This is a genomic window from Novosphingobium sp. EMRT-2, from assembly GCF_005145025.1.
In the GTDB taxonomy this organism is placed as follows: Bacteria; Pseudomonadota; Alphaproteobacteria; order Sphingomonadales; family Sphingomonadaceae; genus Novosphingobium.
Genome location: NZ_CP039695.1, coordinates 3446074 through 3469671 on the forward strand (window position 1 = coordinate 3446074; position 23598 = coordinate 3469671).

The window sequence follows — 23598 nt, forward strand, 5'->3', positions numbered from 1 at the left end:
GGCGGCGATCAGCCCGCGTCGTCTTCGGGATCGCCGTCCAGATCGCGCGTGACGCGCGGATCGGCCAGCAGCGCGTCGATCCGGCTTGCCTCGTCGAAGCTTTCGTCGGGCAGGAACTTGATCTTTGCCGCGTACTTGAGCTTCAACCGGCTCGCCACTTCCTTCTGGAAGAAGGCCGTATTGGTACGCAGCGCCTTGATGACGTCCGCCTCGTCCGTTCCGAGCAGCGATTTCACGAAGACCGTGGCGTGGCGCAGGTCGGGCGACATGCGGACTTCGGTGACCGACACGGTATGCGCGCTCAGCACGTCGTCATGCACCTGCTGGCGGGTGAGCAGTTCGGACAGGATGTGCCGGACCTGTTCGCCTACCTTGAGAAGCCGGACGCTGCGGGTTTCGGGCGTGGAAGTGTTCAAGCGTGCCAAGGTCGTGTCTGTCTTTCCATCCATCTTCGCCGGGAGGCGGGCCGGTGAGCGCGCGTTGCGTGCTGTTCTCCGGCATCCCGGCCGTTTTCCGTGTAGGCGCTGACGAACGGGCCGCCCGCCATGCCATCGACGGTTCCGATATAGAGAGGCCGGCCGCCCATTGCGAGGCCCTTCGGCGCGCCGTGTCACAGGCTCCCGTTTCCACGGGGCCGGGGCTTGTAACAAGCGGAGAAATTTCTGCGACATTTTCGGACGGTTGGTGACGGACCTTGTCGCAGGGGCTGAGCGTTTCTTCCGCAACCACGCAGGAGACCGCATCATGAAGAAGATTGTTTCCACCGCCATCGCACTGGCCATGGTCCTTCCGGCCGCGACGCCCGCCCTGGCCAATCCGCCCCGGCATGAAAATGGCCGGCACAACAACGATCGGCGCGATTTCCGCCATGATGACCGCCGCGCGGGACCGGGCTATTCGCGCTATCAGCCCAATCCGTTCCGCAAGGGGCAGCGTTTCGAGCAGCGCCGAGCGCCGAACTACCGCGTGATCGATTATCGCCGCTACCACCGCCTGCACGCGCCGCCGCGCGGCTATCGCTGGGTCCAGTCGGGCGGGGATGCTCTGCTGGTCGGCATCGCGACCGGCGTGATCGCCTCGGTGGTGGCAGGTACGTTCAACTGACGATTGCCGCTCGTCACGTTTCGGGAATGGGTAGCTTTGATCGCTTTTTGCGATGAAAGTTACCCAATAATTCAATTTTGCGATTTTGGCGTTCCGCGAGACAGTCTCCCCAGGCACGCTACAGGGGAACTGGATCGCGCGGGGCCACGGCTTCTGCCGGACGCCTGAAAGAAAGCAGGGCTATCATCGGCATCGACGCACGGGGGTGTTCCCGCGCGGCAGATATCCTGTGCCTTGCTTGGGCGTTCTCCACCTCCTGTCCGCCGTGCCTCTCGGGTTGCATGAGAGAGGAGACGAGGACATGCGACGTACTTCGATTTCGATGATCGCCATGCTGGCGGTGGCCGTCACGCCGATGGCCGGGGTGGCCCATGCCGAAGATGCGGCGGTGGTGAACAAACCGACCACCAACAAGGATTGGTGGCCCCAGCTTCTCGATCTGCGGCCGCTGCGCCAGCATGCCGATGCGGCGAACCCCTATGGCGCGGATTTCGACTATGCGAAGGAATTCGCCACGCTCGATATCGCCGCCGTGAAGAAGGATATCGACAAGGCGCTGACCACGTCGCAACCGTGGTGGCCGGCCGACTACGGCAATTACGGGCCGTTCTTCATCCGCATGGCCTGGCACAGTGCCGGCACCTATCGCACGATCGACGGTCGTGGCGGCGGCGGGGGCGGAGAACAGCGGTTCGAACCGCTCAACTCCTGGCCCGACAACGTCAGCCTCGATAAGGCGCGCCGCCTGCTGTGGCCGATCAAGCAGAAGTACGGCCGCAAGATATCGTGGGGCGACCTCATGGTTCTGGCGGGCAACGTCGCGCTGGAGAACATGGGCTTCAAGACGATCGGCTTCGGCGGCGGACGCGTGGATTCGTGGGAGCCGGACCTAGTGTACTGGGGATCGGAAAAGAAGTGGCTCGGCAGTTCCGAACGCTTTTCAGGCGGCCGCAAGCTCAACGGGCCGCTTGCCGCGACACAGATGGGTCTCATCTACGTGAATCCGGAAGGGCCGAACGGTAATCCGGACCCGATCGCCGCCGCCGCCGACATCCGCGAGGCATTCGGCCGGATGGCGATGAATGACGAGGAAATCGTCGCGCTGATTGCCGGCGGCCACACCTTCGGCAAGGCTCACGGGGCACATGCTCCTGACAAGTGCGTCGGCGCCGATCCGTCCGCCGCGCCGATCGAGCAGCAGGGGCTGGGCTGGGCCAACACGTGCGGCAAGGGTAATGCGGAGGATACCGTCTCCAGCGGCCTGGAGGGCGCGTGGTCGGCCAATCCGATTGCGTTCACCACGCAGTACCTCGACAACCTGTTCGCGTTCGACTGGGTGCAGACCAAGAGCCCGGCCGGCGCGACCCAGTGGATACCCAGCGACAAGAACGCCGCGAATCTTGTGCCCGACGCGCATCTTCCCGATGTGCGCCACGCGCCCATCATGTTCACGACCGACCTTTCGCTGAAACAGGACCCGGCGTTCCGCGCCATCGCGCTGCGCTTCCAGAAGAACCCGCAGGAGTTCGCGGACGCTTTCGCCCGCGCCTGGTTCAAGCTGACGCACCGCGATATGGGGCCGCGCGCCCGCTATCTGGGCAACGACGTGCCGAAACAGGCCTTCACCTGGCAGGACCCGCTGCCTGTGGCGGACTATGCGATGATCAATGCGCAGGATGAAGCGCAGCTCAAGTCCAGGATCCTCGCGTCCGGCCTGACCGGACCCGAACTGATCCGCACGGCCTGGGCTTCGGCCGCGACGTTCCGGGGAACGGACATGCGCGGGGGTGCCAACGGCGCGCGCATCCGTCTTGCCCCGCAGAAGGACTGGGCCGCGAACAACCCGGCCGAACTGGCGAAGGTGCTGGCGGCGCTGGGCAAGGTGCAGGCCGATTTCAACAAGGCGGCGCCGGGCGGCCGCAAGGTGTCGCTGGCCGATCTGATCGTGCTGGGCGGCAGCGCGGCGGTGGAGCAGGCGGCCGGGAAGGCGGGATATGCCGTTGCCGTGCCGTTCAGGGCCGGACGGGTCGACGCCACGCAGGCGCAGACCGATGCGGCCTCGTTCGCGGTGCTGGAGCCGAAGGCCGACGCGTTCCGCAATTACTACGATCGGGCGGCTTATCTGGCGCCGGCAGAAGCGCTGGTGGACAAGGCCAACACGCTGGGCCTGACCGTGCCGGAAATGGCGGTGCTGCTGGGCGGCCTGCGGGTGCTGGATGCCAATGCCGCGGGATCGCGCAATGGCGTGTTCACCACCCGTCCCGGCCAGTTGACCAACGACTTCTTCGTGAACCTGCTCGATATGGGCACGGTCTGGTCGAAGTCGGCCACCGATGCGGGCCTCTATGAAGGCAAGGACCGCACGAGCGGGCAGGTGAAGTGGAAGGCGACGCCGGTGGACCTGATCTTCGGGTCCAATTCGGAACTGCGGGCGGTGTCCGAGGCCTATGCTTCCGATGACGCGCGCGAACAGTTCGTCAAGGACTTCGCCGCCGCGTGGGCCAAGGTGATGAACGCCGACCGGTTCTGACGGCAAGCGCGATCACATGCGGAAAGGCCGCGCTTCCGGTGCGAAGCGCGGCCTTTCTGTCATTCGTCGAACCCCACGAAAGTTGCCGCCTCGGCCACCGACTTGCGCTTCGAGACCACGGCGTTGGCGGGGAAGCTCTCGTCGGGCCAGCCCATCGCCACGCAGATCATGATGACCTGATCGTCGGCGATCCTCGCGTGTTCGCGCACGACCGGGCTTTGCATGATGCCCTGGCTGTTGATCACGCAGCCCAGCCCGCGTGACCAGGCCGCGTTGACCAGCGCCGTCGTTACCGCGCCGCAATCGAACGGGGCGATATCCCCGCCGAACAGTGCGCGGTCATACGTGACGACGATGGACACTGGCGCGTCGAACTGGCGGAAGCCGCGCAGCACCCAGTCCAGCCGTTTTTCCTTGTCCTCGCGCGCGATACCCATGGCGCCGAACAGCTGCTTGGCGATTTCCACCTGCCGTTCGCGGTGCGCGCCTTCATAAACCTCGAACTTGCGGAACTCCCGGCTTTCGGGAACGCCTTCCAGGTTGCGGCGGGTGTTTTCCGCGCGGATGCGGTCGAGCGGGGCGCCGGTCACCACCGTGAAATTCCACGGTTGCGTGTTGAGCGAGGAGGGCGCGCGGATCGCCAGCGCCAGGATTTCCTCGATCAGTTCGCGCGGAACCGGCTTCTTCAGAAAGCCGCGAATGCTGCGGCGGCCATAGACGACCTCGTCGTAGCCAGGCCCGTTGCGTGTTGTCACTGTCCTCTCCCACCGACCGTTTAACCGCATGATTAAACGGTCGGTGGCGGAGAGCAAGAGAGAGGATCAGGCGGCCTTGCGCTTTTCGAGGTCGAGGCGGCCCCAGATTTCAACCAGCGCGGCCGTCAGGTCTTGCATCATCGCTTCGGTGTGCGCCGGCCCGGGGGTGAAGCGCAGGCGTTCGGTGCCGCGCGGCACGGTCGGGAAATTTATCGGCTGCACATAGACGCCGTATTCGGCGAGCAGGATGTCGCTGACCTTCTTCGCGCGCACCGGATCGCCGACCATCAGCGGAACGATGTGCGTGGAGGACGGCATGACCGGAAGACCGGCTTCGGCGAACAGGCGCTTGAGCGTGGCGGCCGACGCCTGCTGCGCCTCGCGCTCGACGCTCGACGCCTTGAGATGCCGCACCGCCGCCAGCACGCCGGCGACCAGCACCGGGGAGAGCGAGGTGGTGAAGATGAAGCCCGGCGCGTAGGAACGGATCACGTCGATGATCCGCGTATCGGCCGCGATATAGCCACCCATCACGCCGAAGGCCTTGCCCAGTGTGCCCTCGATGATGTCGATCCGGCTGGCCGCCTCGTCCCGCTCCGAAATGCCGCCGCCGCGTGCGCCATACATGCCCACGGCGTGGACTTCGTCGATGTAGGTGAGGGCGTTGTACTTTTCGGCAAGGTCGCAGATCGCGTGGATCGGCGCGATGTCGGCGTCCATCGAATAGACGCTTTCGAACGCGATCAGCTTGGGCAGCGCCGGATCGGTTTCGGCGAGCAGTTCTTCAAGGTGCTCGACGTCATTGTGCCGGAACACCTTCTTCTCGCAGCCCGAATTGCGGATGCCCGCGATCATGCTGGCGTGGTTCAGCTCGTCCGAGAAGATCACGCAGCCCGGCAAGATCTTGGCGAGCGTGGACAGCGTGGCATCGTTCGAGACATAGCCCGAGGTGAACAGCAGCGCGCCGTCCTTGCCGTGCAGGTCGGCCAGTTCGCGCTCCAGCTCGATGTGGTAGTGCGTGTTGCCGCCGATGTTGCGCGTGCCGCCGGAACCGGCGCCCACGTCATGCAGCGCTTCTTCCATCGCCGCGATCACCTTGGGATGCTGGCCCATGGCGAGATAATCGTTGGAACACCACACCGTGATCGGCTTCGGGCCGTTGTGGCCGGCAAAGCAGCGGGCGTTGGGGTAAGCGCCCTTGTTGCGGAGGATGTCGATGAAAACCCGGTAGCGGCCTTCGGAATGCAGACGGTCGATCGCCTGGTCGAAAACTTGATCGTAATTCACCCCGCCGCTCCTTGTGTCAGGCTCGAAAATGCCGGGCCATCGGCGAATGGCGCGGCTTGTACGCTTGTTGTTTGTGCTTGGCCAGCCGGTTTTCGCGCCTGCACCCGTGCGGGATCGCCGAAGCCGATATGGAAGGCACCGTCATTGCGCTGGCGCAAAAGCCAGTCGCGATCATGCTGAAAAGCGATGGTCAGGCCCGGCGTGCGCGCCTGCAGCGTGCGCAGGCCCTTGATCCAGCCGATCACCGTGCTGCGATCCTCCGGCGCAAGCCAATCCGCGATCAGCCGCGAACGACCCCGTGTTTCGGACAGGTTCCGCTCCATTGAGGTCACGTCGCCGGGGAACAGATATTCGCGCCCGCTGGCCAGCACCACATAGATCAGTTGCGATCCCGGCGTGTGGCCCGGCATCGGCATGACCGCGACGCCGGGCGCCAGCGCCGTCGCGCCCCGCGGGTCGATCGGCGCGGGCAGGGCTTTCGCCGTCTCGCCCGCGCGGCCAAGCTCTGCCACCAGCGCGGAATACTGCGCACGCGGCAGGAACAGTTTCGCGGCGTTACGGGCCATTTCGGATGACGCCGCGAAGCCGCCGATGTGATCGTAGTGTTCGTGCGTGAAGACGATGCGGTTCGCCGCGTCCATCGCGGCTTCGACGCGGCGCTGCGCGGCGGCGTCGTAGTCGGTCATGTCGAGCCTGCTGGCCTGTTCGCGCGTCAGCCCGCTGTCGATCAGCACCGTTCCGCCGGGGCCGCGCACGCGAAACGCGGCCGCCGCGATCCCCACCTTGCCGAAACCGCCGCCCGCGACCAGCAGCGTGGCCGGTGATGTTCCCTGCGCCACGATTTCCACATCGATCGCATCGGGGCGCGGCCCCGGCATCGCGGCGGCGGCGCGGCGTAGCGCGGCAATGTCGATCGGGCGTTCGGCGATCTGCCCGGTGCGGTTGTCGATCAGCAGCCAGTACGCCGCGCCCGCCACGGCGAGCAACAGGACAGCGGCGATCTTCCATCCCTTGCGCAAGAACCGTTCCCCCCTTGCGGCGCGCGCCTAAAGTATCGCGACGCGATCCAGGCCATAGGCGGCCAGCGCGGGCCTCAGGCGCTCCACATCCTGCCCGCCGCGCGTGAACAGCGCAACGTCGTCCTGCCTCCGGCTCCAGGCCTGGCCTTCGGTCAGAGCGGCGATCCGCCGGGCGATGCCGTCCGATCCATCGATGAACCGCACGTCTCCGCCGAAAGCGCGCGCCAGTTCCGGCTGCACCAGCGGGAAATGCGTGCAGGCCAGCACCACCGTATCGATCCGGTCGCCGCCCGCCATGGCGCGCAGCGCGGCGGCGGCGCGGGCATAGACCGCCGGATCGACCGGTTCGCCGCGCAACTGCGCTTCGGCGGCCTGCACCAGTTCCGGCGCGCCGTGGCGCAGCAGGGTCTTGCCCGCCGCGAATTCGGCTTCCAGCCGGTCGACGTAGACCTGCCGGATCGTGGCTTCGGTGCCGAGCAGGCCGATCACCCCGGTCCGCGTCATTGCCGCCGCCGGCTTGATCGCCGGCACGGTGCCCACGATCGGCACTTCCAGCACCTCGCGCACCGAAGCGAGCGCGATGGTGGAGGCGGTGTTGCAGGCGATGCAGACAAGGCGCGGGCGAAAGCGTTCGGTCATGCGGCCCAGCAGGCCGGAAACGCGCGCGGCGATCTGCGCCTCGGTCTTGGTGCCATAGGGCAGGCCGGCGTTGTCGGCGGCGTAGATCACCGGCGCATCGGGCAGAAGCGCGCGGACCTTGTGCAGCACCGAAAGCCCGCCGACGCCGGAATCGAACACCAGCAACGGCGCCACGGCGTCGACTTCGGGCGGCATGGCCGGCTGCCCGGCCTGTATTGTCGTGGCTGTTGCTGTCACGCCTGTCCGGTTTCCTTTGCTGGCCTTTCTGCCTTCTATCGGTTTCCGAACCGAAAAGAAAAGACGCCCCTTTCCGAACCCGCGCGATGAATTGTAAGAGTGCCATCGTGGATGCCCTGTTCGCCTCGCTCGCCGCCTATGCGCTCGGTTCAATTCCGTTCGGGCTGATTCTCACGCGCTTGGCCGGTGCGGGGGATCTGCGCAGCATCGGTTCGGGCAACATCGGCGCCACCAACGTGCTGCGCACGGGAAACAAGGGGCTGGCGGCGGGCACGCTGCTGCTCGATCTGGCCAAGGGCGCGCTGGCGGTGCTTCTGGCGCGGCACGTCTGGCCCGGCACGGAAGCGCTGGCGGCGTTCTTCGCGGTGATCGGGCACTGCTTCCCGGTGTGGCTGCGGTTCAAGGGTGGCAAGGGCGTGGCCACGATGATGGGCATCTCGCTCGCGCTCGCCTGGCCGATCGGCCTTGCCTATGCGCTGGTGTGGCTGGGCGTGCTGTTCGCCTCGCGCATTTCCTCGCTGGGCGGCATGTGCGCCGCGCTGGCAGCCCCGCTGGCGGCGTTCGTGGCGGGCTATGGACAATATGCCCCAGTGCTCGCGGTGCTGGCTGGGATCGTCCTGTGGCTGCACCGCGCCAATATCGCGCGGCTGCGCGCGGGCACCGAACCCAGGGTCGGTTCGGGGAGCGGCAGCGCCAAGTGAGCGCGCGCGGCGTGCCCGATCCGTCGCGGCCCGCCGATGCCCCGTTCAACCTTGTGCGCGAGGAGGCGTTCGCCCGCATCCGCCTGCTGCGCACGCCGCACATCGGGCCTGCCAGCTACTTCCATTTGCTGCGGCGCTACGGCAGCGCAACCGCCGCGCTGGAGGCCTTGCCCGAACTGGCGGCGCGCGGCGGTGGACGCGTCACTCCCGCCCCCGAAGCGCGAGTCAGCGCCGAGATCGCTCGCGTTCGCGCGTTGTGTGCTCGCTATCTCTTTCACGATTCCCCCGCCTATCCCGCTTTGCTGGCCGCGCTGGACAGCCCGCCGCCGATCCTGACCGTGCGCGGGGACGACGCGCTGTTGCGGCGCCCGTCGGTCGCCATCGTCGGCGCGCGCAATGCCTCGGCCGGTGCGGTCAAGCTGGCGCGCGATTTTGGCGCTGCGCTGGCGGGCGCTGGCTGCGCCGTGATTTCCGGCCTTGCGCGCGGGATCGATGCCGCGGCGCACCGGGGTGCGCTCGCCGCCATGGCCGACGGCGGCGGCACCGTGGGCGTCATCGCCAGCGGGATCGACATCGCCTATCCGCCCGAAAACGCCGCCTTGCAGGACGAGGTGGCGGAACAGGGCCTGCTGATCGCGGAGATGCCGCCCGGCACCGAGCCGCTCGCGCGCCATTTTCCGCACCGCAACCGCATCATAGCGGGCCTCGCGACAGGCACGCTGGTGGTGGAGGCAGCGCCGAAGTCCGGCTCGCTGATCACCGCGCGGCTGGCGGGGGAGGCGGGGCGCGAGGTCATGGCCATTCCCGGCTCGCCGCTCGACAGCCGCTCGCACGGCTGCAACCAGCTGATCCGCGATGGCGCGGTGCTGGTGCAGTCGCCCGAGGACGTACTGGAATTGCTGCGCGACTTCGGCGGCGCGCCGCGACCGCTGCTGCGCGAACCGGAAGCCCTTGCGCCGTCTTTCGCGGAGGAGGAAACTCCCGCCGATATCGAGGCGTTGCTGGGCGCGGCGCCCGTCGCGATCGACGAACTCGTCCGCCAGAGCGGCGCATCGCCGGGTGCGGTGCAGATGGCGCTGATCGAGCTGGAAATCGCCGGACGGCTCGTGCGTCATGCGGCTGGCCGCGTTTCGCTGGTCTAGGATCGGGAGGAGAGACGTCATGCAGGATCACCGTTTCGCGCGCCGCATGTTCCGCTGGGCGGCGATCTACGGGATCGTGGTGCTGGCACCGCTCTATCTCGCGCCCTTGCCCGAACGCGGGGCCGAAGTTTCGCTGGGTTTCATCGGGCTGGCGCTGGTGTTTCAGGCGGTGTTCTGGATCATCGGCGGCGATCCGGCGCGCTATCGCGCGCTGATGCCGTGCGCGGTGGGCGAAAAGCTGGTGTTCGGACTGCCCGCGCTGGCGCTGTTCGCGCAGGGGCGGGCCGCGCCGGCGGTGGCCGTGTTCGCGGCGATCGACGTGCTGCTTGGGCTTGGGTTCCTGCTGGCCTGGCGCAGGACGGCCTGATTCCCCGACCGACGCGGCTGGTTTCCGTTGAATCCGCTTGCGTGTGCCCCGTCTCGCCGTAATGTTCCGCAACAAAAGCGGGTCGCGGAAACGTTTCGGGATGGGGGACTATCATGAATTTCCGCAGCACGTTTGTGCTTGCCGCTGCGGCGGCAGGCTTCCTGATGACCGCGCCTACCGTTGCCTGGGCGGGCGATGACGCACCGGTCAAGGTGCAGGGCAAAGACGCAGTAAAAGGCGCTTCGCAAGTCGCCATAGCGGCGTTCAATGTGGGCTTCATTTTCGAATCGACCGATCAGACCAAGGCCACCGGCGGGCTGATGGGTGCTTTCGGTGGGGCGACCAAGGCCAAGAGTTCGCTCGTGGGCGTCACCCCGGCGATGATGCAGTCGATCGCCGACGCGGCTTATGCCGATTTTGTCGCCAAGCTGAATGCCGCCGGCCTGACGGTGCAGGACCCGACGGCCGTCTTCGCCGCGCCGGCCCTGGCCAACCCCCACGGACAGCAGCCGCCGGTCGAGATCGGCATCCAGCTTGAAAAGGGCAGCAAAGGCAAGGCCACCTACATGAAGCCCGCGGTGCTGCCGACGCTGATCCTGCTGCCGGGCGATTTCACGGGGAGCGGCATGTCCAGCATCGGCCTGAACATGTCCGCCGGGCAGGCCAGCAGCGCGCTGTCGAACTACGCCAAGGCGGCGGGCGTGCCCGTGCTGGACGTGACCTACCTGATCGACTTTTCCGACCAGAAGCGGCCAGGCGCGTTCAGCTTCGGTGGGCTGGAGGTCAACGCCAACCTCTCCGTCACGCCCGGCTATTCCCGGATGACCGCGCTGGGGCCGAACGGCAAGACCGTGACGGTCACGCTCAACCGGGGCGTGTCGGTGGATGGAGATTTCGTTGACAAGCAGGATGCATCCAGCAACCTCGACAAGACCACGCAGGCGGCGGCCAACGTCGGCGGCGGGGTGATGGCGGCGATGGGCTTCGGCGGAATGCGCTTCGGCAAGACGCGCAAGTTCGAATTCACTGCCAAGCCCGGCAATTACGAACAAGGGGCGACCAAGGCGGCGGCGCTCGCCAACGATCAGATGGTGGGGCAGATCGTCTCGCTGCGCTAGGAACGGAAGGACAGGGGTGCATGGCGGACGGAGAACGGAAAGTCGGCGTCAGCGAGATCTTTTCCGAGTTCGGCGGCACCCTGTCCCGCCACGCGCGCCTGTCGTCGTTGGCGGGGCTTGGCATCGTGGCGGTCACCTCGATCGTCGATGTCCTGCTCGGGGATAGCGGCGGGCAATTCGGGGGCACGATCGCCTCGTTCCTGATCCAGTATCACCTTATGGAGCAGATGCTGGTGGCGGACGGGCTGCTGTCGCCTTCCGTCAAGGGCAGGCGCTATCTCTCCGTCGTCGGAGCCAGCATTCTCACCACGCTGGGCATCATGCTGGGCTTCGTCCTGTTCATCGTTCCGGGCCTGCTGCTGCTGGCGCGCTGGTCGCTGACCTGGCCCTACATCATCGGCCAGGGCATGCGCGCGACCGAAGCGATGGGCGCAAGCTGGCGGCACACCCGCGCCTCTATGGTGTCGATCACGCTGGTCTATGTGCTCTGCATGGTTCTGCTGGTGATGCCGCTGGCGGGTGTCGGCCTCGCCGAAGGGCTGGCGTCCGCGCTATCCGGTCCATTGATCACGGGAGGAGTCGGTGGCACCATTCTCGGCAACGCGGTGGCCGCGCTGATGGCGGTGGGCGGAACCGCGCTCACGCTCGCGCTCTACCGGCTGCTGGGTTATTCGGGCGAGCGGCTGGCCGAGGTTTTCGGCTGACGGTTTCTGTCGCGGTGATCAAGGCAATGGGATGATTGTCGCAAGGCAAGGCTTGACGATCGGCGTGCGGCATCGCCACCCTCGCGCGTACACATACGCGTAAGGTCACGATATACCCGTCATGCAGCTTGTCATTGTTGAATCGCCGGCCAAGGCCAAGACCATCGAGAAGTACCTTGGCCCCGGCTACAAGGTCCTCGCCTCCTACGGCCACGTCCGCGACCTGCCCGTGAAGGATGGCTCCGTCCGCCCGGATGAGGACTTCGCGATGGACTGGGAGCTTTACGGCGACAAGCAATCGCGCGTGAAGGCGATCACCGACGCCGCGAAGGAAGCCGACCGTCTGATTCTCGCCACCGACCCTGATCGCGAGGGCGAGGCGATTTCCTGGCACGTGCGCGAACTGCTGTCGAAGCGGCGCGCGCTGCCCAAGGAGGTGGAGCGAGTCACCTTCAACGCCATCACCAAGGCCACCGTGACCGAGGCGATGCAGCACCCGCGCGCGCTCGATCAGGACCTGATCGACGCCTATCTGGCCCGCCGCGCGCTGGATTACCTGTTCGGCTTCACGCTCTCGCCCGTGCTGTGGCGCAAACTGCCGGGCGCCAAATCCGCCGGCCGCGTGCAGTCCGTGGCGCTTCGCCTGATAGTGGAGCGCGAGCGCGAGATCGAATCGTTCCGCGCGCAGGAATACTGGTCGGTCGTCGCGCGGCTGGAGCAGGGCGGCACCGAGTTCCAGGCCCGTCTGGTGCGCTTCGACGGCGACAAGCTCGATCGGCTGAGCCTGGGTGACGAAGGCGTGGCGATGCGCGCCAAGGCGGCGGTGGAAGGCGCCACGTTCCGCGTCGAGGAGGTCGAGACCAAGCCGGCCCGCCGCAATCCCTATCCGCCGTTCACCACCTCCACGCTGCAGCAGGAAGCGGCGCGCAAGCTGGGCTTTTCGGCCAGCCACACCATGCGCGTGGCACAGACGCTCTACGAAGCCGGCGCGATCACCTATATGCGGACCGACGGCGTGCAGATGGATCCCAGCGCCATCAGCATGGCGCGCAAGGCGATCTCGGACCGCTATGACGGGCATTACCTGCCCGAAAAGCCCCGGCACTACGAAACCAAGGCCAAGAACGCGCAGGAAGCGCACGAGGCGATCCGCCCGACCGATTTCGCCAAGGACCGCCATGGTTCGGGGGACGAAGCGCGGCTCTACGACCTGATCTGGAAGCGCGCGATCGCCAGCCAGATGGCGTCGGCCAGTCTGGAACGCACCACGGTCACGCTGCGCGAGGGCACCGGGCGGCACGAATTGCGCGCCACCGGGCAGGTGGTGAAGTTCCCCGGCTTCCTGGCGGTGTACGAGGAAGGGCGCGACCAGAAGCAGGATGCGGAGGACGACGATTCCGGCTTGCTGCCTATGATGAACAAGGGGGATACCCCGGCGAAGCGCGGGGTGGACGCCACCCAGCACTTTACCCAGCCGCCACCGCGCTATTCGGAAGCCAGCCTGGTCAAGCGGCTGGAGGAACTCGGCATTGGCCGGCCTTCGACTTATGCCGCCACGTTGCAGGTGCTCAAGGACCGTAACTACGTCCGCACCGAGAAGAACCGTTTCTTCGCCGAGGAATCGGGGCGGATGCTGACGGCGTTCCTCGAACGCTTCTTCGATCGCTACGTCGCCTACGATTTCACCGCCGGCATGGAAGACGAACTGGACGACGTCTCCGGTGGCCGGGCGGCGTGGAAGCAGGTGCTGGCCGCGTTCTGGCGCGATTTCAAGCCGAAGTCCGACGAGGTGATGGAGAAGAAGCCGAGCGAGGTAACCGCCGCGCTCGACGTCTTCCTTGAGGACTATCTGTTCCCGCCCAAGGCGGACGGCAGCGATCCGCGCCTGTGCCCCAAGTGCGGGGAAGGGCGCCTCTCGCTGCGCGGCGGACGCTATGGCGCGTTCATCGCTTGCTCGAACTATCCGGAGTGCAAGTTCACCCGCAAGTTCGCCCAGCCCGGCGGGGCCGATGGCGAAGGTGGAGACGAGGACGGCGCGCTGGGCAAGGACCCGGCCACCGGTCTGGAGGTGGTGCGCCGGTCGGGCCGGTTCGGTCCCTACATCCAGCTGGGCGAAGGCAAGGAAGCCAAGCGCGCCTCGATCCCCAAGGACATTCCCGAACTCGATCTGGAATGGGCGCTGAAGCTGCTCAGCCTCCCGCGCGAGATCGGGGCGCATCCGGAAAGCGGCAAGCCGATCACGGCCAGCATCGGGCGCTATGGCCCCTATCTGGCGCATGACGGCAAGTACGCGCGGCTGCGCTCCACCGCCGAAGTGTTCGAGACCGGCATGAACGCCGCCGTGGTCAAGCTGGCCGAAGCGGCCAATGGCGCGGCCGCGCGGGGATCGCGCGCGCCGGCCGAACCGCTCAAGACCTTCGGGCCGCATCCGACCTCGGGCGGCGAGATCAAGCTGATGGCGGGCCGCTATGGGCCTTACGTTACCGACGGCACCACCAACGCCACGCTCCCGCGCGACAAGCAGCCCGAAGCGCTGACGCTGGAGGAAGCGATCGTCCTGATCGACGAGCGCGCCGCCAAGGGGCCTGCCAAGGGCAAGAAGAAGGCTCCTGCCAAGAAGGCGGCACCAAAGAAGGCCGCGCCGAAGAAGGCGGCTGGCGAGAAGAAAGCAGCGGCGAAGAAGCCTGCGGCAAAGAAGGCGGCTGCCGAGTAGGTACGGAAGATCCTTGCGCGCCGGTCAGTTGATGATCGGCGCGTGGTCCTCCTCAAGCACGGCGGCCACGTTCGCCTGGACGGTGCCGGGGCGGGCGTTCTGCGCCAGCCAGGCTCGGAAGCCGTGCAGCTTCGCGGGCTGGATGCGTCCCAGCTTGTAGGCACGGGCAATGGCCAGCGCGGCATCGCCATTTCCCTGCCGCGCGGCTTGGATGTACCAGTCGAGCAGGTTGTCGTGCAGCGGCATGTAAGGATGCCGATCGCCTTCGCTCGCGACAAGAAACTCGCCGCGTTCGGAACCGCGTTTGGCGGCTTCCCGATACCAATGCGTTTCGCGCCCGAAGGTATCGATCCGATCCCAGGCGGGGTTGGGGTGCGCGGAGGCGGCGCGGTAGAAGTCGCCCAGGAAAAGCGCCGCCTGAACGCTGCCACCGTCCGCTGCCTTGACCACACAGGCGCCCGCCGGCGTATCCTCTATCGGCTTGCCTTGCGTCAGCACGGTTTGCGAAAGGCCGGCGGTGGTGCAGGCGGCAAACGCGCGCTCGGCTTGCGCATCGAGGCCCGCCGCGGGGGCGTCACCATGCTGTGGTGCGCAGGAAGCCAGCGCGGCGCAGGCCATTGCCAATGGGGGAAGGAACCGGCCCGTCAATGCCCCAGCCTTCGCAGCACGGTGTTGTAGTCGAAGTCGCCCGGGCCGCCGGTGCAGATGCCCGGCCGCACAAACAGGCAGAACTTCTGCTTCTCAGGCGCCTTGTGCTGTTGCAGGCATTCCACCTGCCGATAGGATGGTGGCAATTCGGGCGCGGACAGGCGCGGCGCGATGATCACGTTGAAGGCCGGCTCCATGGCCTGCGCCGATGCCGCCGAGCGGCGCCCTTCCAGCAGCGCGACGGGAACGGAGCGGTTGAGGTAGGTGTAGTTGGCCATCGGCAGGTCCGGTTCCTGGAAAAGCGCCAGGCCGCAGATGCCCGGCACCCTGCCTGCCTTGGCCAGCATAGTGTTGGCCGCGCGCCCATTGCCCCAATAGGCGCTGAACGGCTTGGTCGCGCCGACAACGGCGGACAGCAGGAACCACAGCACACACAGGGTGATGGTCGGATTGAGCCGCCCCGCCGCCCTCCAGCGCCCCGCCAGCGCCTTCCACAGGTCGACAGACCCGATCGCCGCCAGAAACACGGCCAGCGCGATGGCGAGGATGACGAAGCGGTATTCCTTGTGGGGGATCAGCGAGTGGCTGGCGATGACGACCAGCGCGATGATCGCCACGAACGGAAAGCGGCGCGCCCCGGCTACGAGCGACGGCAGCAGGGCAAGCGCGGCGACGTGCCAGGTGGTGCCGATCTGCGTCACGAACCACCACGGTGGCTGGGTGCCGAACGACGCGCTGCGGTTTTCGCCCAGGTTGATCGCGAAATTACGCCACAGCCACAGCAAGGGCGGCGCGCCGGCCGCCATGTCGGCGAGCGCGCCAAGGGCGATCGCCGCAAGGCTGCCACCGGCGAGCGGCACGAGCGTGCGGCGCGGATCGCCGCTGACCGCGAGCAGACCGATCAGCGCCAGCGCGGGCGCGTACTGGAAGCGGACGATGAAGGTCAGGCCAAGGAGCAGGCCGAGTATGCCGGCCAGCCTGATCGACGGGCGCTCACGCAGCCGCATCGCCAGATAGAGCGCGGGCACGGCCAGCGACAGCGCGATCCCTTCGCCCGACGGGCGCGCGGCGAAGTAGAAGATTTCCACCCATACCGCGCCGACCCAGCCGGCGACGATCGCGTGCTGCCGGCTGATCCGTTCGCCCATGGCGAAGAAGCTGGCGACCACGCCCAGCGACAGCAGCCCCAGCAGACCCCGCGTCAGCCACAGGTGCAGCATCGTGTCCGGCGCGATCGCGTGCCCGAGCGCGAGCGAAGGGGTGAGCAGCATCGGCACCAGCCAACCGCGGATGCCTTCGTGAAACTCCCACGCCACGATCCAGTGACCGGTCAGGCGGCCCCAGGCGGGCTCCAGATACTGCCAGATTTCATCCGGCTGATGGACGATGGTCTGGCTCGCCATGGCGAGCCGGAACACCAGCGCCACGCCAAGGATGGGCACGAGCGCGCGCCAGGGCGTCTGTTCGGGGCGCCCGGTGGCTCGGACAGGATCGCGCGGGGCGGGCATGTACGGGCTGGTCGATGCTATCGGAGGAGCTAACGGCGACGATCGGCGCGCGTCAACGGTCGATGAGGGCGCGCGCGGGCACCGGAGGCAGGGCGGGCTTGAGGCGATACAGCCGGAACTGGCGGGTGCCGATGGCGACAGTGGCGTAAGTCTCGTAATCGCGATCGAGCAGCCGCATCAACAGCGCGCGCGAAGACTGGTTGGCCGGCCGCGACAAGGGCTTGACGCCCACCATCACCACACTGGGACGCCGCGCCATGATCCGCCGCATCTCGTCTTCCACGTCGATGCCCAGCGAACGGCTTTCCACCGCCCCGGCAAGGTGCGTCGGGAAAATGTAGCTCGTCGCAAGGCAGGCGTTCGTGGTCTGGTAAAGCACCGGATCGCCTTCGTTCATGTAGAAGCAGCCATCGCCCAGTTCGGCCCGGATCAGACTGGTGGCGTGCTCCACGTCACCCAGCGTGCCGTGGTGATAGAACTGGTAGGCCGGGACGACCACGCCGCCGATCGCGCCCAGCCCCAGCAGGAACCGCGCATACCACTTCTCGCTGCGGATCTGCCGCCCTAGCGCGGGCGCGGCCAGAATGCACAGGGGCGCCAGCAGAGGCCCGACGTAGTGATCGTACCAGGTGCCGAACGCCAGGAATCCGGCGAAGGCCGCCACGCCCCAGGCCCGCAGCACATGCCGCGCGCGGGGATAGGAACCGCCGGTCATCGCCAGATGGTGCGGGGCATTGAAGATCGCGAACCAGAACGGCGCGAGGACCAGCATTTCCTTGGTCAGCCGCCACCAGGCTTCGCCATCTGACTGGCGCGACATGATCGAGAAGAAATTGGCCTGCATGAATGCGCCGGCATGGCCCATCGCGCCATAGATGCCGAGCGCCAGCGCCGTCGGCGCCAAAGCGGCTCCTACCCACAGCAGCGCGGCGGCGCCGAGCTTCTTCCACGACCAGACATCGGCATAGGCGCGGCCGAGCAGCAGGGCGCCGAAAGCGACGCCTTCGAACACCACCGTGTACTTGATCTGCATGGCGATGCCGACCAGCGCCATGATGCCCGCGCCGCGCCAGAGCAGTTGCGGGTCTTCCAGGCGCTTGAGCGTATCGACCACGGCCCATGCGGCAAGCGCAACGGGCAGGTTGAAGAACACCGGCGCCTGTCCCAGCACGCAGTTGAACACCGGCATGAACAGGATGTAGGCGAACCCGGCCTGCCACGCCCCGGCCCGTGGCGCGATCTCGCGCGAGAGCCGTTCGATCACCATCGCCGTCGCCACCGTGCTGAGCACGCCCGCCAACTGATAGGTGACGACGCCATCGCCCGGGAACAGGTGAAACAGCTCGAACAGCAGGAACAGGCCGATCGGCTTGCGGTCCCAGATGTCCACATAGGGCACCGCGCCGTGCAGCATCCGGTCGCCGACGAGCAGATAGAACTGTTCGTCGATGTGGATCACCGGATTGCCGATCAGCAGCGCGCGCAGCAGCAGCGTCAGCGTAAGGTAGCTCAACGCCAGCGTCAGCCAGTCCGGCAGGTGCAGCTGTCGCCATGCGGCGGCGGCCCGGACCGGAAGCGTGGCCGAGAGCAGGGGCGGTGCATCCTGGGTTCGGACCGACGTCGTCCGGACGGCACCGACGCTTTCGACCATTCATTCGCTCCGTTGCTGCTGCACGCTAGACCTGTAACGGGCGAGCAAATCGATACCTTCGCGCTCGCGAACGCGATAATGGCCGACGCCCCTCATTTGGCGCCATAACCTGTATCGCCAGTGAACGACAATCGGAAACCGCAAGGCGGCGCGATGGCGCGAACCGCCCGTGCGCCGGGATCCTGCGGGATACCGCCGTGCCGGTTAGCGTGTTGGAGTCCGCGGGGTTACGATGAACACCGGCGGAGGCGGTGTCGTGCCTGGCTCCGGGGCCAGCCGCCGCACGATTTCGTCGGCAATGGCGGCGTGGCCCAGCGCGGTCGGGTGCCAGGCGGGGCCTGTTCCAAAACCCGGATAGCCGGAGGCCCAGGGGATGACGGAACAGGGCGTGTGCGACCGGGACATGCGGGCAGCCTCGATCAGCAGCGCTCCTTCCTGCCCGGCGACGCGCGCGATCACTTCCCGCAGCCGGTCACCCACCGCGCGCCGGTCGGCGGCTTCGGCGGGGGTCAGGGGCGTGCGATCGCACAAGACCAGACGGGGCAGGAGCGCCAGATAATCGACGAACACCAGCCGCGCGGCCGGCGCGCGTGTCCGCACTTGCGCGGCGATCAGCCGCAGGTTGGCTTCCAGCGCGGTCCACGTGGCCTGATCGGGCAGTGGAGGCGGCACGGCGCATTCGGGCTTGCTGCGAGTTTCCGTGGAAAGGCGGCACAGCCCCGCGAAGAAATCGCTGACATAGCGCACGTCGTTGGCGCCGATGGTCACGGTGACGAGCCGGGTGTCGGGCGTGACGGCATCGATCTGCGGCGGCAGTTCGTCCCACTTGCCCAGGACGTGCTCCGTCTTCGCCGAACTGCACGTCGCGTCCGCCAGCGCCAGTTTCAGGCGCTGGGCGACGAGATGGGCATAGCTGGGGGCCGTGCGCGAACAGCGCGGCGGCGTGCCGGGGTCGGGCGGGCCAAGCTGGAGGCCGGACGCAAAGGAATCGCCGATGGCGACATAGCGCGCACCGGCTGGCAGACCCTGCGCCAGCGCACCCGACGGGAGGGCGAGAGCGAGCGCAAGGGCAGGGAGAACCGCCCGCAAGGCCTTCACTTCACCCAGTCCAGCCCGATTTCCTCATAGATCTCGCGGCTGTCGGCCCAGCCTTCCTCCACCTTCACATGCAGGAACAGGTGGACTTTCACGCCCAGCAACGCCGCCAGTTCCTTGCGCGCGGCCTCGCCGATCGCCTTGATCCGGGCGCCGCCCTTGCCCAGCACGATGGATTTCTGGCTGTCGCGCGCGATCACGATCTGCTGGTGGATTTCCACCGATCCGTCGGCCTTGTGCTGGTAGCTTTCGGGGCGCACCGCGCTGTCATAGGGCAGTTCGTCATGCAACTGGCGGTAGAGCTGCTCGCGCGTGATCTCGGTCGCCAGCAGGCGTTCGCTGGCATCCGAAACCTGATCTTCGGGATAGTGCCACACGCCTTCGGGCATCAGCGTGGCCAGCCGCCGCTTGAGTTCGGGCACGCCATCGGCGGTGAGCGCGGAGACGAAGAACACCTCGTCGAACGCCCCTTGCGCGCTGAGTTCCTCCGCCATGACCAGCAGCGGTTCCTTGGGCGTGGAGTCCACCTTGTTGAGTACCAGGATCTTCCGTTCCTTGCGATCGGCCAGCGCGGCGAGGATCGGTTCGAGGTAGTCGCGCTTCTTCTTGCGCGCATCGACCACCAGCAGGATGGCATCGGCTTCGACCGCGCCTTCCCACGCGGCGCTGACCATCGCGCGGTCCAGCCGGCGGCGCGGTTCGAAGATGCCGGGTGTGTCGGCGAGGATGATCTGCACCCTGTCCACCCCGCCCGCATCGGTGGGCAGATCCTCCAGCGCGATCCCCATCAGCCGCGCGCGCGTGGTCTGCGCCTTGGACGATACGATGGCGACCTTCTGGCCCACCAGCGCGTTGACCAGCGTGGACTTGCCCGCGTTGGGCGCCCCGATCACCGCGACGAGGCCGCAGCGTTCCCTTGCGTTGGTTTCTGTCAAAATAACTCCAATCGCCCCAAGCCTGCCGGGGCTGTTTTCTGTTTAGCGTGAAGCGCCGGTTGCCGGAAGAAGGCAAGCTGCCCGGTGGGCATTCTTTCCGCAGGCAACTCTTTCCGGCGGGCCTTTCAGGCGAACCGGTTCATGAATTCGCGGGCGGCGGAGGTTTCCGCTTCCTGCTTGCTCGATCCGCGCGCTTCCATCACGCCCACGCCCTTCACTTCGACGCTGACGGTGAAGCTGGCGGCGTGATCGGGTCCATCGCGGCGGACCAGCGTATAGACCGGGGGCTTGCGGCGGTTGCCGGCCGCCCATTCCTGCAACGCAGCCTTGGGGTGCTTGCGCTGGCCCGCGCCGCCCGCCATCGGCTTGTCCCACGCGCGACGCACGAAGGCCTGCGCAACGTCGAAGCCACGGTCGACGAACAGCGCGCCGATCAGCGCCTCCATCACGTCGCCCAGGATGTTGTCGCTGTCCGCGCCGCCATCGTCGCGCGCCTGCTTGCCGAGGCGGATGTGCGCGGGCACGCCCAGCGTGCGCGCCACGTCGGCGCAGGTCTCGCGGCTGACCAGCGCGTTGAGCCGCTGCGAGAGCTTGCCTTCGGCGGCATCGCTCTTTTCGTGCAGCCAGTCGGCGATGGCGAGGCCGAGCACGCGATCGCCAAGGAATTCGAGCCGCTGGTAATCACGCGCCTCGCCCATTGACCCATGCGTCAGCGCCTCGCGCCACAGGTCGTCGCGCAAGGGCGCATGGCCGGTCAGGGCGGTCAGGAAGGCAATCGTATCATCGGCCAGCGGTGCGGCCGGCACGGGCTGGGGCTTGCTCAGAACAGCCCCCCAAGCCGGTTCCAGCGCGCGGCGGTGAACCAGGTCCAGGGCAGGAACCAGTTGGCCGAACCGTCGGTGGACCACATGACGATGGTCGCGCGGCCGATCAGGTTGTCCATCGGCACCAGCCCGATCCCTGCGCCCTCTACTGCCGGGAAGCGGCTATCCATCGAATTATCGCGGTTGTCGCCCATCAGGAACAGCCGGTTCTCGGGGATGACCACGGGCGGCGTATCGTCCTGCGGGCGATAGCCGAGGTCCAGCACGTTGTAGCTTTTGCCTTCGGGCAGCGTCTCGCGGTACTGCGGATAGTGGCAGCTCGGCGAACCGTCCTTCTCCACCGCCTCGAACTCGGGCGAGATGCAGTTGGTGTTGGCCGATACGTGGATCACGAAATCCTCGATCCTCTGCTTGGGCACCGGCTTGCCGTTGAGATGCAGCACGCCGCCCACCATCTGCACGGTATCGCCGGGAAGACCGATCACGCGCTTGATGTAGTCCACGTCGTTGCCCGGGGGCGCCTTGAAGATCACCACGTCGCCGCGCTTGGGCGTGCCGGCCAGGATGCGGTGGGGCAGCAGTGGCACGCCGAACGGCAGCGAATAGCTCGAAAAGCCATAGGGCCACTTGGCGGCGAGCAGGTAATCGCCGTTCTCCAGCCGCGGCAGCATCGATTCCGACGGGATGTTGAACGGCGAGAAGATGAAGCTGCGGAAAATCGCGACCACGAGCACCAGCTTGATGAGGAAGACGGCGAAGCTGTCCTCCTCCTTCTTCTCCTTTTTCGGCTTGCCCGCGATTGGTGGCAGGCCTCCCGAACCCGGCGTTCCGGCGGGGGAGGCGGCGCCTTCGGAGGCGGCTGGAGTCTCGGGTGTTTCGCTCATCGTCGCGGTCATGTGGAGGGGGCGCGCTTTCGTCAAGTGTGTTGTGCATGCAATACACTGTGCCGGAATACGTCTGCGCACCCGTACCGGAGATGAACGGGACGCTTGGCGGACGGCCCGCGAGCGGGCATGAGGGGTTTCGCAACTGCGAAGAAAAGGGATACCGGCGCGATGAGTGGACAGGATCTTGCGGGCTGGAACGCTCTGGAAGCGCTGGCGCGGCCTTCCCTGAAGGACCTGTTCGGCGATTCGGAGCGTATTGCGCGCTACAGTACTGAACTGGAACTGCCGGGCGGGCCGATCCGCTTCGACTGGTCGAAGACGCACCTTTCGCCGGACGTGGAACGGGTGCTGGGCGAGATCGCCGGCACGATGGACCTTGCGGGCAAGCGCGAGCAGCTTTTCGCCGGCGCACGGATCAACAACACCGAAGGGCGCGCCGCCGAACATGCCGCCCAGCGTGGCGTGGGCAGTGATGCCAGCGTCGAGGAAGCCGGCGCCCTGCACGCGCGGATGCGGGCGCTCGTCGACGCGATCCACGCGGGCGTGCTGGGTGAGGTCAAAAGCCTGATCCATATCGGCATCGGCGGCTCCGCGCTTGGACCGGCGCTGGCGATCGACGCGCTAGCGCGTGAAAGCGCGCTGGTCGACGTGCATGTCGTCTCGAACATCGATGGTTGCGCGCTGGAAGCCGCGATGGCGGCCTGCGATCCGGCGACGACGCTGATCGCGGTCGCCTCCAAGACCTTCACCACCACCGAGACCATGACCAACGCCGCCAGCGCGCTGGAATGGCTGCGCGAAGGCGGGCTGGACGATCCCTATGGCCGCGTGGTGGCGCTGACCGCCGCGCCGGAGAAGGCTGTCGAATGGGGCGTGGATGAAACCCGGGTCCTGCCGTTCGCCGAAACGGTGGGCGGGCGTTATTCGCTGTGGTCGTCGATCGGCTTTCCCGTGGCGTTGGCTCTGGGCACGCAGGCCTTCGGCGAGTTCCTGGAAGGCGCGGCGGCGATCGACCGGCATTTCATCGAAGCCCCGCTGGACCGGAACGTGGTCGTTCGCGCGGCCTTCGCCGATCTTTACTACACGCAGGCGCGCGGGTGCCAGACACGCGCCGTCTTCGCCTATGACGAACGGCTGCGCCTGCTGCCCGATTATCTCCAGCAGCTGGAGATGGAATCGAACGGCAAGCGGGTGACGGCCGACGGCCAGCCGCTCGCCCGGCCCAGCGCGCCGGTTACGTGGGGCGGGGTGGGCACCGACGCACAGCACGCGGTGTTCCAGCTGCTCCATCAGGGCACCCATCTGATCCCGGTGGATTTCCTCGCCGTGAAAGTGCCGGGCCACGATCTTGATCCCGCGCACCACCGCATCCTGCTGTCGAACTGTTTCGCGCAAGGCGCGGCGCTGATGGCGGGCAAGGCTTCCGACGACGGCGCGCGCGCCTATCCGGGCGACCGGCCTTCGGCCACGATCTTCTGCGACGATCTGAACCCGGCAACGCTGGGCGCGCTGATCGCGTTCCACGAACACCGCACCTTCGTTTCGGCGATGCTGCTGGGGATCAATCCCTTCGACCAGTTCGGCGTGGAACTGGGCAAGGCGATCGCGAAGCAGATCGAGTCCGGCGGCGGGGAGGGCTTCGATCCGTCCACCGAGGCGCTGCTGGCGGCGGCCGGTATCGGCGAATAGGGCAGGGTCGGTGCGCAAGAGTTTCGTTAGTCTGGCAAACAAAAC

The 23598-nt window shown here is 67.0% G+C and carries 21 protein-coding genes; 9 read left to right on the plus strand and 12 right to left on the minus strand.

Annotation, left to right across the window (positions count from 1 at the left end):
• Nucleotides 1-8 precede the first annotated feature (8 nt).
• On the minus strand, nucleotides 9-425 hold the full coding sequence (gene rbfA, locus FA702_RS16720) for a 30S ribosome-binding factor RbfA (protein WP_255504625.1): 417 nt from the start codon (nucleotides 423-425) through the stop codon (nucleotides 9-11).
• Nucleotides 426-744: 319 nt separating this feature from the next.
• Between rbfA and FA702_RS16725 the strand changes: the two genes are divergently transcribed.
• Together FA702_RS16725 and katG are read left to right on the plus strand one after the other, a co-directional pair.
• Nucleotides 745-1104 (plus strand): RcnB family protein, encoded by a 360-nt coding sequence (locus tag FA702_RS16725; RefSeq protein WP_136957016.1) that lies wholly within the window; start codon nucleotides 745-747, stop codon nucleotides 1102-1104.
• Nucleotides 1105-1405: 301 nt separating this feature from the next.
• Nucleotides 1406-3634: a catalase/peroxidase HPI gene (katG, locus tag FA702_RS16730; protein ID WP_136957017.1), complete on the plus strand. Its 2229-nt coding sequence runs from the start codon at nucleotides 1406-1408 to the stop codon at nucleotides 3632-3634.
• Between the two features lie 59 nt (nucleotides 3635-3693).
• Here katG and FA702_RS16735 read toward each other — a convergent pair whose 3' ends face one another.
• The 4 genes from FA702_RS16735 to murI all read right to left on the minus strand — a co-directional run bounded on the left by FA702_RS16735 (nucleotide 3694) and on the right by murI (nucleotide 7529).
• Nucleotides 3694-4389, minus strand: coding sequence for a nitroreductase (locus FA702_RS16735; RefSeq protein ID WP_255504626.1), 696 nt, complete (start codon nucleotides 4387-4389; stop codon nucleotides 3694-3696).
• Nucleotides 4390-4455: 66 nt separating this feature from the next.
• Nucleotides 4456-5676 carry a 5-aminolevulinate synthase gene (gene hemA / locus FA702_RS16740; RefSeq protein WP_125956362.1) on the minus strand — a complete coding sequence of 407 codons (1221 nt, stop codon included), beginning with the start codon at nucleotides 5674-5676 and terminating at the stop codon, nucleotides 4456-4458.
• The gene (locus FA702_RS16745) at nucleotides 5673-6695 is read right to left on the minus strand and encodes an MBL fold metallo-hydrolase (RefSeq protein WP_136957019.1); all 1023 of its coding nucleotides are present in this window, start codon (nucleotides 6693-6695) and stop codon (nucleotides 5673-5675) included. The genes hemA and FA702_RS16745 overlap by 4 nt, the downstream gene beginning before the upstream one ends.
• 27 nt (nucleotides 6696-6722) lie before the next feature.
• Complete coding sequence (gene murI, locus FA702_RS16750; protein ID WP_136957487.1) at nucleotides 6723-7529, minus strand: glutamate racemase; 807 nt, start codon at nucleotides 7527-7529, stop codon at nucleotides 6723-6725.
• A 149-nt stretch (nucleotides 7530-7678) separates the two neighbouring features.
• Between murI and plsY the strand changes: the two genes are divergently transcribed.
• The 6 genes from plsY (at nucleotide 7679) to topA (ending at nucleotide 14316) form a co-directional block, all read left to right on the plus strand.
• Nucleotides 7679-8272, plus strand: a complete 594-nt coding sequence (plsY, locus tag FA702_RS16755; RefSeq protein ID WP_255504627.1) for a glycerol-3-phosphate 1-O-acyltransferase PlsY — start codon at nucleotides 7679-7681, stop codon at nucleotides 8270-8272.
• Nucleotides 8269-9414, plus strand: a complete 1146-nt coding sequence (gene dprA, locus FA702_RS16760) for a DNA-processing protein DprA (protein ID WP_255504628.1) — start codon at nucleotides 8269-8271, stop codon at nucleotides 9412-9414. Before plsY ends, dprA begins: the two co-directional genes overlap by 4 nt.
• Nucleotides 9415-9433: 19 nt before the next feature.
• Nucleotides 9434-9781 carry a hypothetical protein gene (locus FA702_RS16765; protein WP_136957021.1) on the plus strand — a complete coding sequence of 116 codons (348 nt, stop codon included), beginning with the start codon at nucleotides 9434-9436 and terminating at the stop codon, nucleotides 9779-9781.
• Between the two features lie 113 nt (nucleotides 9782-9894).
• Nucleotides 9895-10899 (plus strand): hypothetical protein, encoded by a 1005-nt coding sequence (locus FA702_RS16770; RefSeq protein WP_255504629.1) that lies wholly within the window; start codon nucleotides 9895-9897, stop codon nucleotides 10897-10899.
• A 20-nt stretch (nucleotides 10900-10919) separates the two neighbouring features.
• Nucleotides 10920-11603, plus strand: a complete 684-nt coding sequence (locus FA702_RS16775) for a glycerophosphoryl diester phosphodiesterase membrane domain-containing protein (RefSeq protein WP_136957022.1) — start codon at nucleotides 10920-10922, stop codon at nucleotides 11601-11603.
• Between the two features lie 121 nt (nucleotides 11604-11724).
• The gene (topA, locus tag FA702_RS16780) at nucleotides 11725-14316 is read left to right on the plus strand and encodes a type I DNA topoisomerase (RefSeq protein ID WP_136957023.1); all 2592 of its coding nucleotides are present in this window, start codon (nucleotides 11725-11727) and stop codon (nucleotides 14314-14316) included.
• Nucleotides 14317-14340: 24 nt separating this feature from the next.
• Here the strand turns inward: topA and FA702_RS16785 are convergent, their stop codons facing one another.
• The 7 genes from FA702_RS16785 to lepB form a co-directional block, all read right to left on the minus strand.
• Entirely contained in the window at nucleotides 14341-14964 is a 624-nt protein-coding gene (locus tag FA702_RS16785; protein ID WP_136957024.1) for a hypothetical protein, read from the minus strand.
• Nucleotides 14961-16472 (minus strand): mannosyltransferase, encoded by a 1512-nt coding sequence (locus FA702_RS16790; RefSeq protein ID WP_136957025.1) that lies wholly within the window; start codon nucleotides 16470-16472, stop codon nucleotides 14961-14963. Before FA702_RS16790 ends, FA702_RS16785 begins: the two co-directional genes overlap by 4 nt.
• Nucleotides 16473-16524: 52 nt before the next feature.
• Entirely contained in the window at nucleotides 16525-18123 is a 1599-nt protein-coding gene (locus tag FA702_RS16795) for a glycosyltransferase family 39 protein (protein WP_136957026.1), read from the minus strand.
• Between the two features lie 204 nt (nucleotides 18124-18327).
• Complete coding sequence (locus tag FA702_RS16800; protein WP_168196097.1) at nucleotides 18328-19212, minus strand: SGNH/GDSL hydrolase family protein; 885 nt, start codon at nucleotides 19210-19212, stop codon at nucleotides 18328-18330.
• A gap of 5 nt (nucleotides 19213-19217) precedes the next feature.
• Nucleotides 19218-20153: a GTPase Era gene (gene era, locus FA702_RS16805; protein ID WP_136957028.1), complete on the minus strand. Its 936-nt coding sequence runs from the start codon at nucleotides 20151-20153 to the stop codon at nucleotides 19218-19220.
• A gap of 125 nt (nucleotides 20154-20278) precedes the next feature.
• Nucleotides 20279-20959, minus strand: coding sequence for a ribonuclease III (gene rnc, locus FA702_RS16810; protein ID WP_255504630.1), 681 nt, complete (start codon nucleotides 20957-20959; stop codon nucleotides 20279-20281).
• Between the two features lie 14 nt (nucleotides 20960-20973).
• A complete protein-coding gene (gene lepB, locus FA702_RS16815; RefSeq protein ID WP_136957029.1) occupies nucleotides 20974-21861 on the minus strand; it encodes a signal peptidase I in 888 nt (295 codons plus the stop codon).
• A gap of 171 nt (nucleotides 21862-22032) precedes the next feature.
• On the opposite strand from lepB, the gene pgi reads away from it, so the two are divergent.
• On the plus strand, nucleotides 22033-23553 hold the full coding sequence (gene pgi / locus FA702_RS16820; protein ID WP_136957030.1) for a glucose-6-phosphate isomerase: 1521 nt from the start codon (nucleotides 22033-22035) through the stop codon (nucleotides 23551-23553).
• Nucleotides 23554-23598: the final 45 nt, after the last annotated feature.

What these genes read in the sequence shown, in the direction of transcription:
- FA702_RS16725 (WP_136957016.1), top strand. Translation starts at nt 745, where the DNA reads ATGAAGAAGATTGTTTCCACCGCCATCGCACTGGCCATGGTCCTTCCG.
- katG (WP_136957017.1), top strand. Translation starts at nt 1,406, where the DNA reads ATGCGACGTACTTCGATTTCGATGATCGCCATGCTGGCGGTGGCCGTC.
- murI (WP_136957487.1), bottom strand. Translation starts at nt 7,529, where the DNA reads ATGCCGCCCGAAGTCGACGCCGTGGCGCCGTTGCTGGTGTTCGATTCC.
- FA702_RS16765 (WP_136957021.1), top strand. Translation starts at nt 9,434, where the DNA reads ATGCAGGATCACCGTTTCGCGCGCCGCATGTTCCGCTGGGCGGCGATC.
- FA702_RS16770 (WP_255504629.1), top strand. Translation starts at nt 9,895, where the DNA reads ATGAATTTCCGCAGCACGTTTGTGCTTGCCGCTGCGGCGGCAGGCTTC.
- FA702_RS16775 (WP_136957022.1), top strand. Translation starts at nt 10,920, where the DNA reads ATGGCGGACGGAGAACGGAAAGTCGGCGTCAGCGAGATCTTTTCCGAG.
- topA (WP_136957023.1), top strand. Translation starts at nt 11,725, where the DNA reads ATGCAGCTTGTCATTGTTGAATCGCCGGCCAAGGCCAAGACCATCGAG.
- FA702_RS16790 (WP_136957025.1), bottom strand. Translation starts at nt 16,472, where the DNA reads ATGCCCGCCCCGCGCGATCCTGTCCGAGCCACCGGGCGCCCCGAACAG.
- FA702_RS16795 (WP_136957026.1), bottom strand. Translation starts at nt 18,123, where the DNA reads ATGGTCGAAAGCGTCGGTGCCGTCCGGACGACGTCGGTCCGAACCCAG.
- lepB (WP_136957029.1), bottom strand. Translation starts at nt 21,861, where the DNA reads ATGAGCGAAACACCCGAGACTCCAGCCGCCTCCGAAGGCGCCGCCTCC.
- pgi (WP_136957030.1), top strand. Translation starts at nt 22,033, where the DNA reads ATGAGTGGACAGGATCTTGCGGGCTGGAACGCTCTGGAAGCGCTGGCG.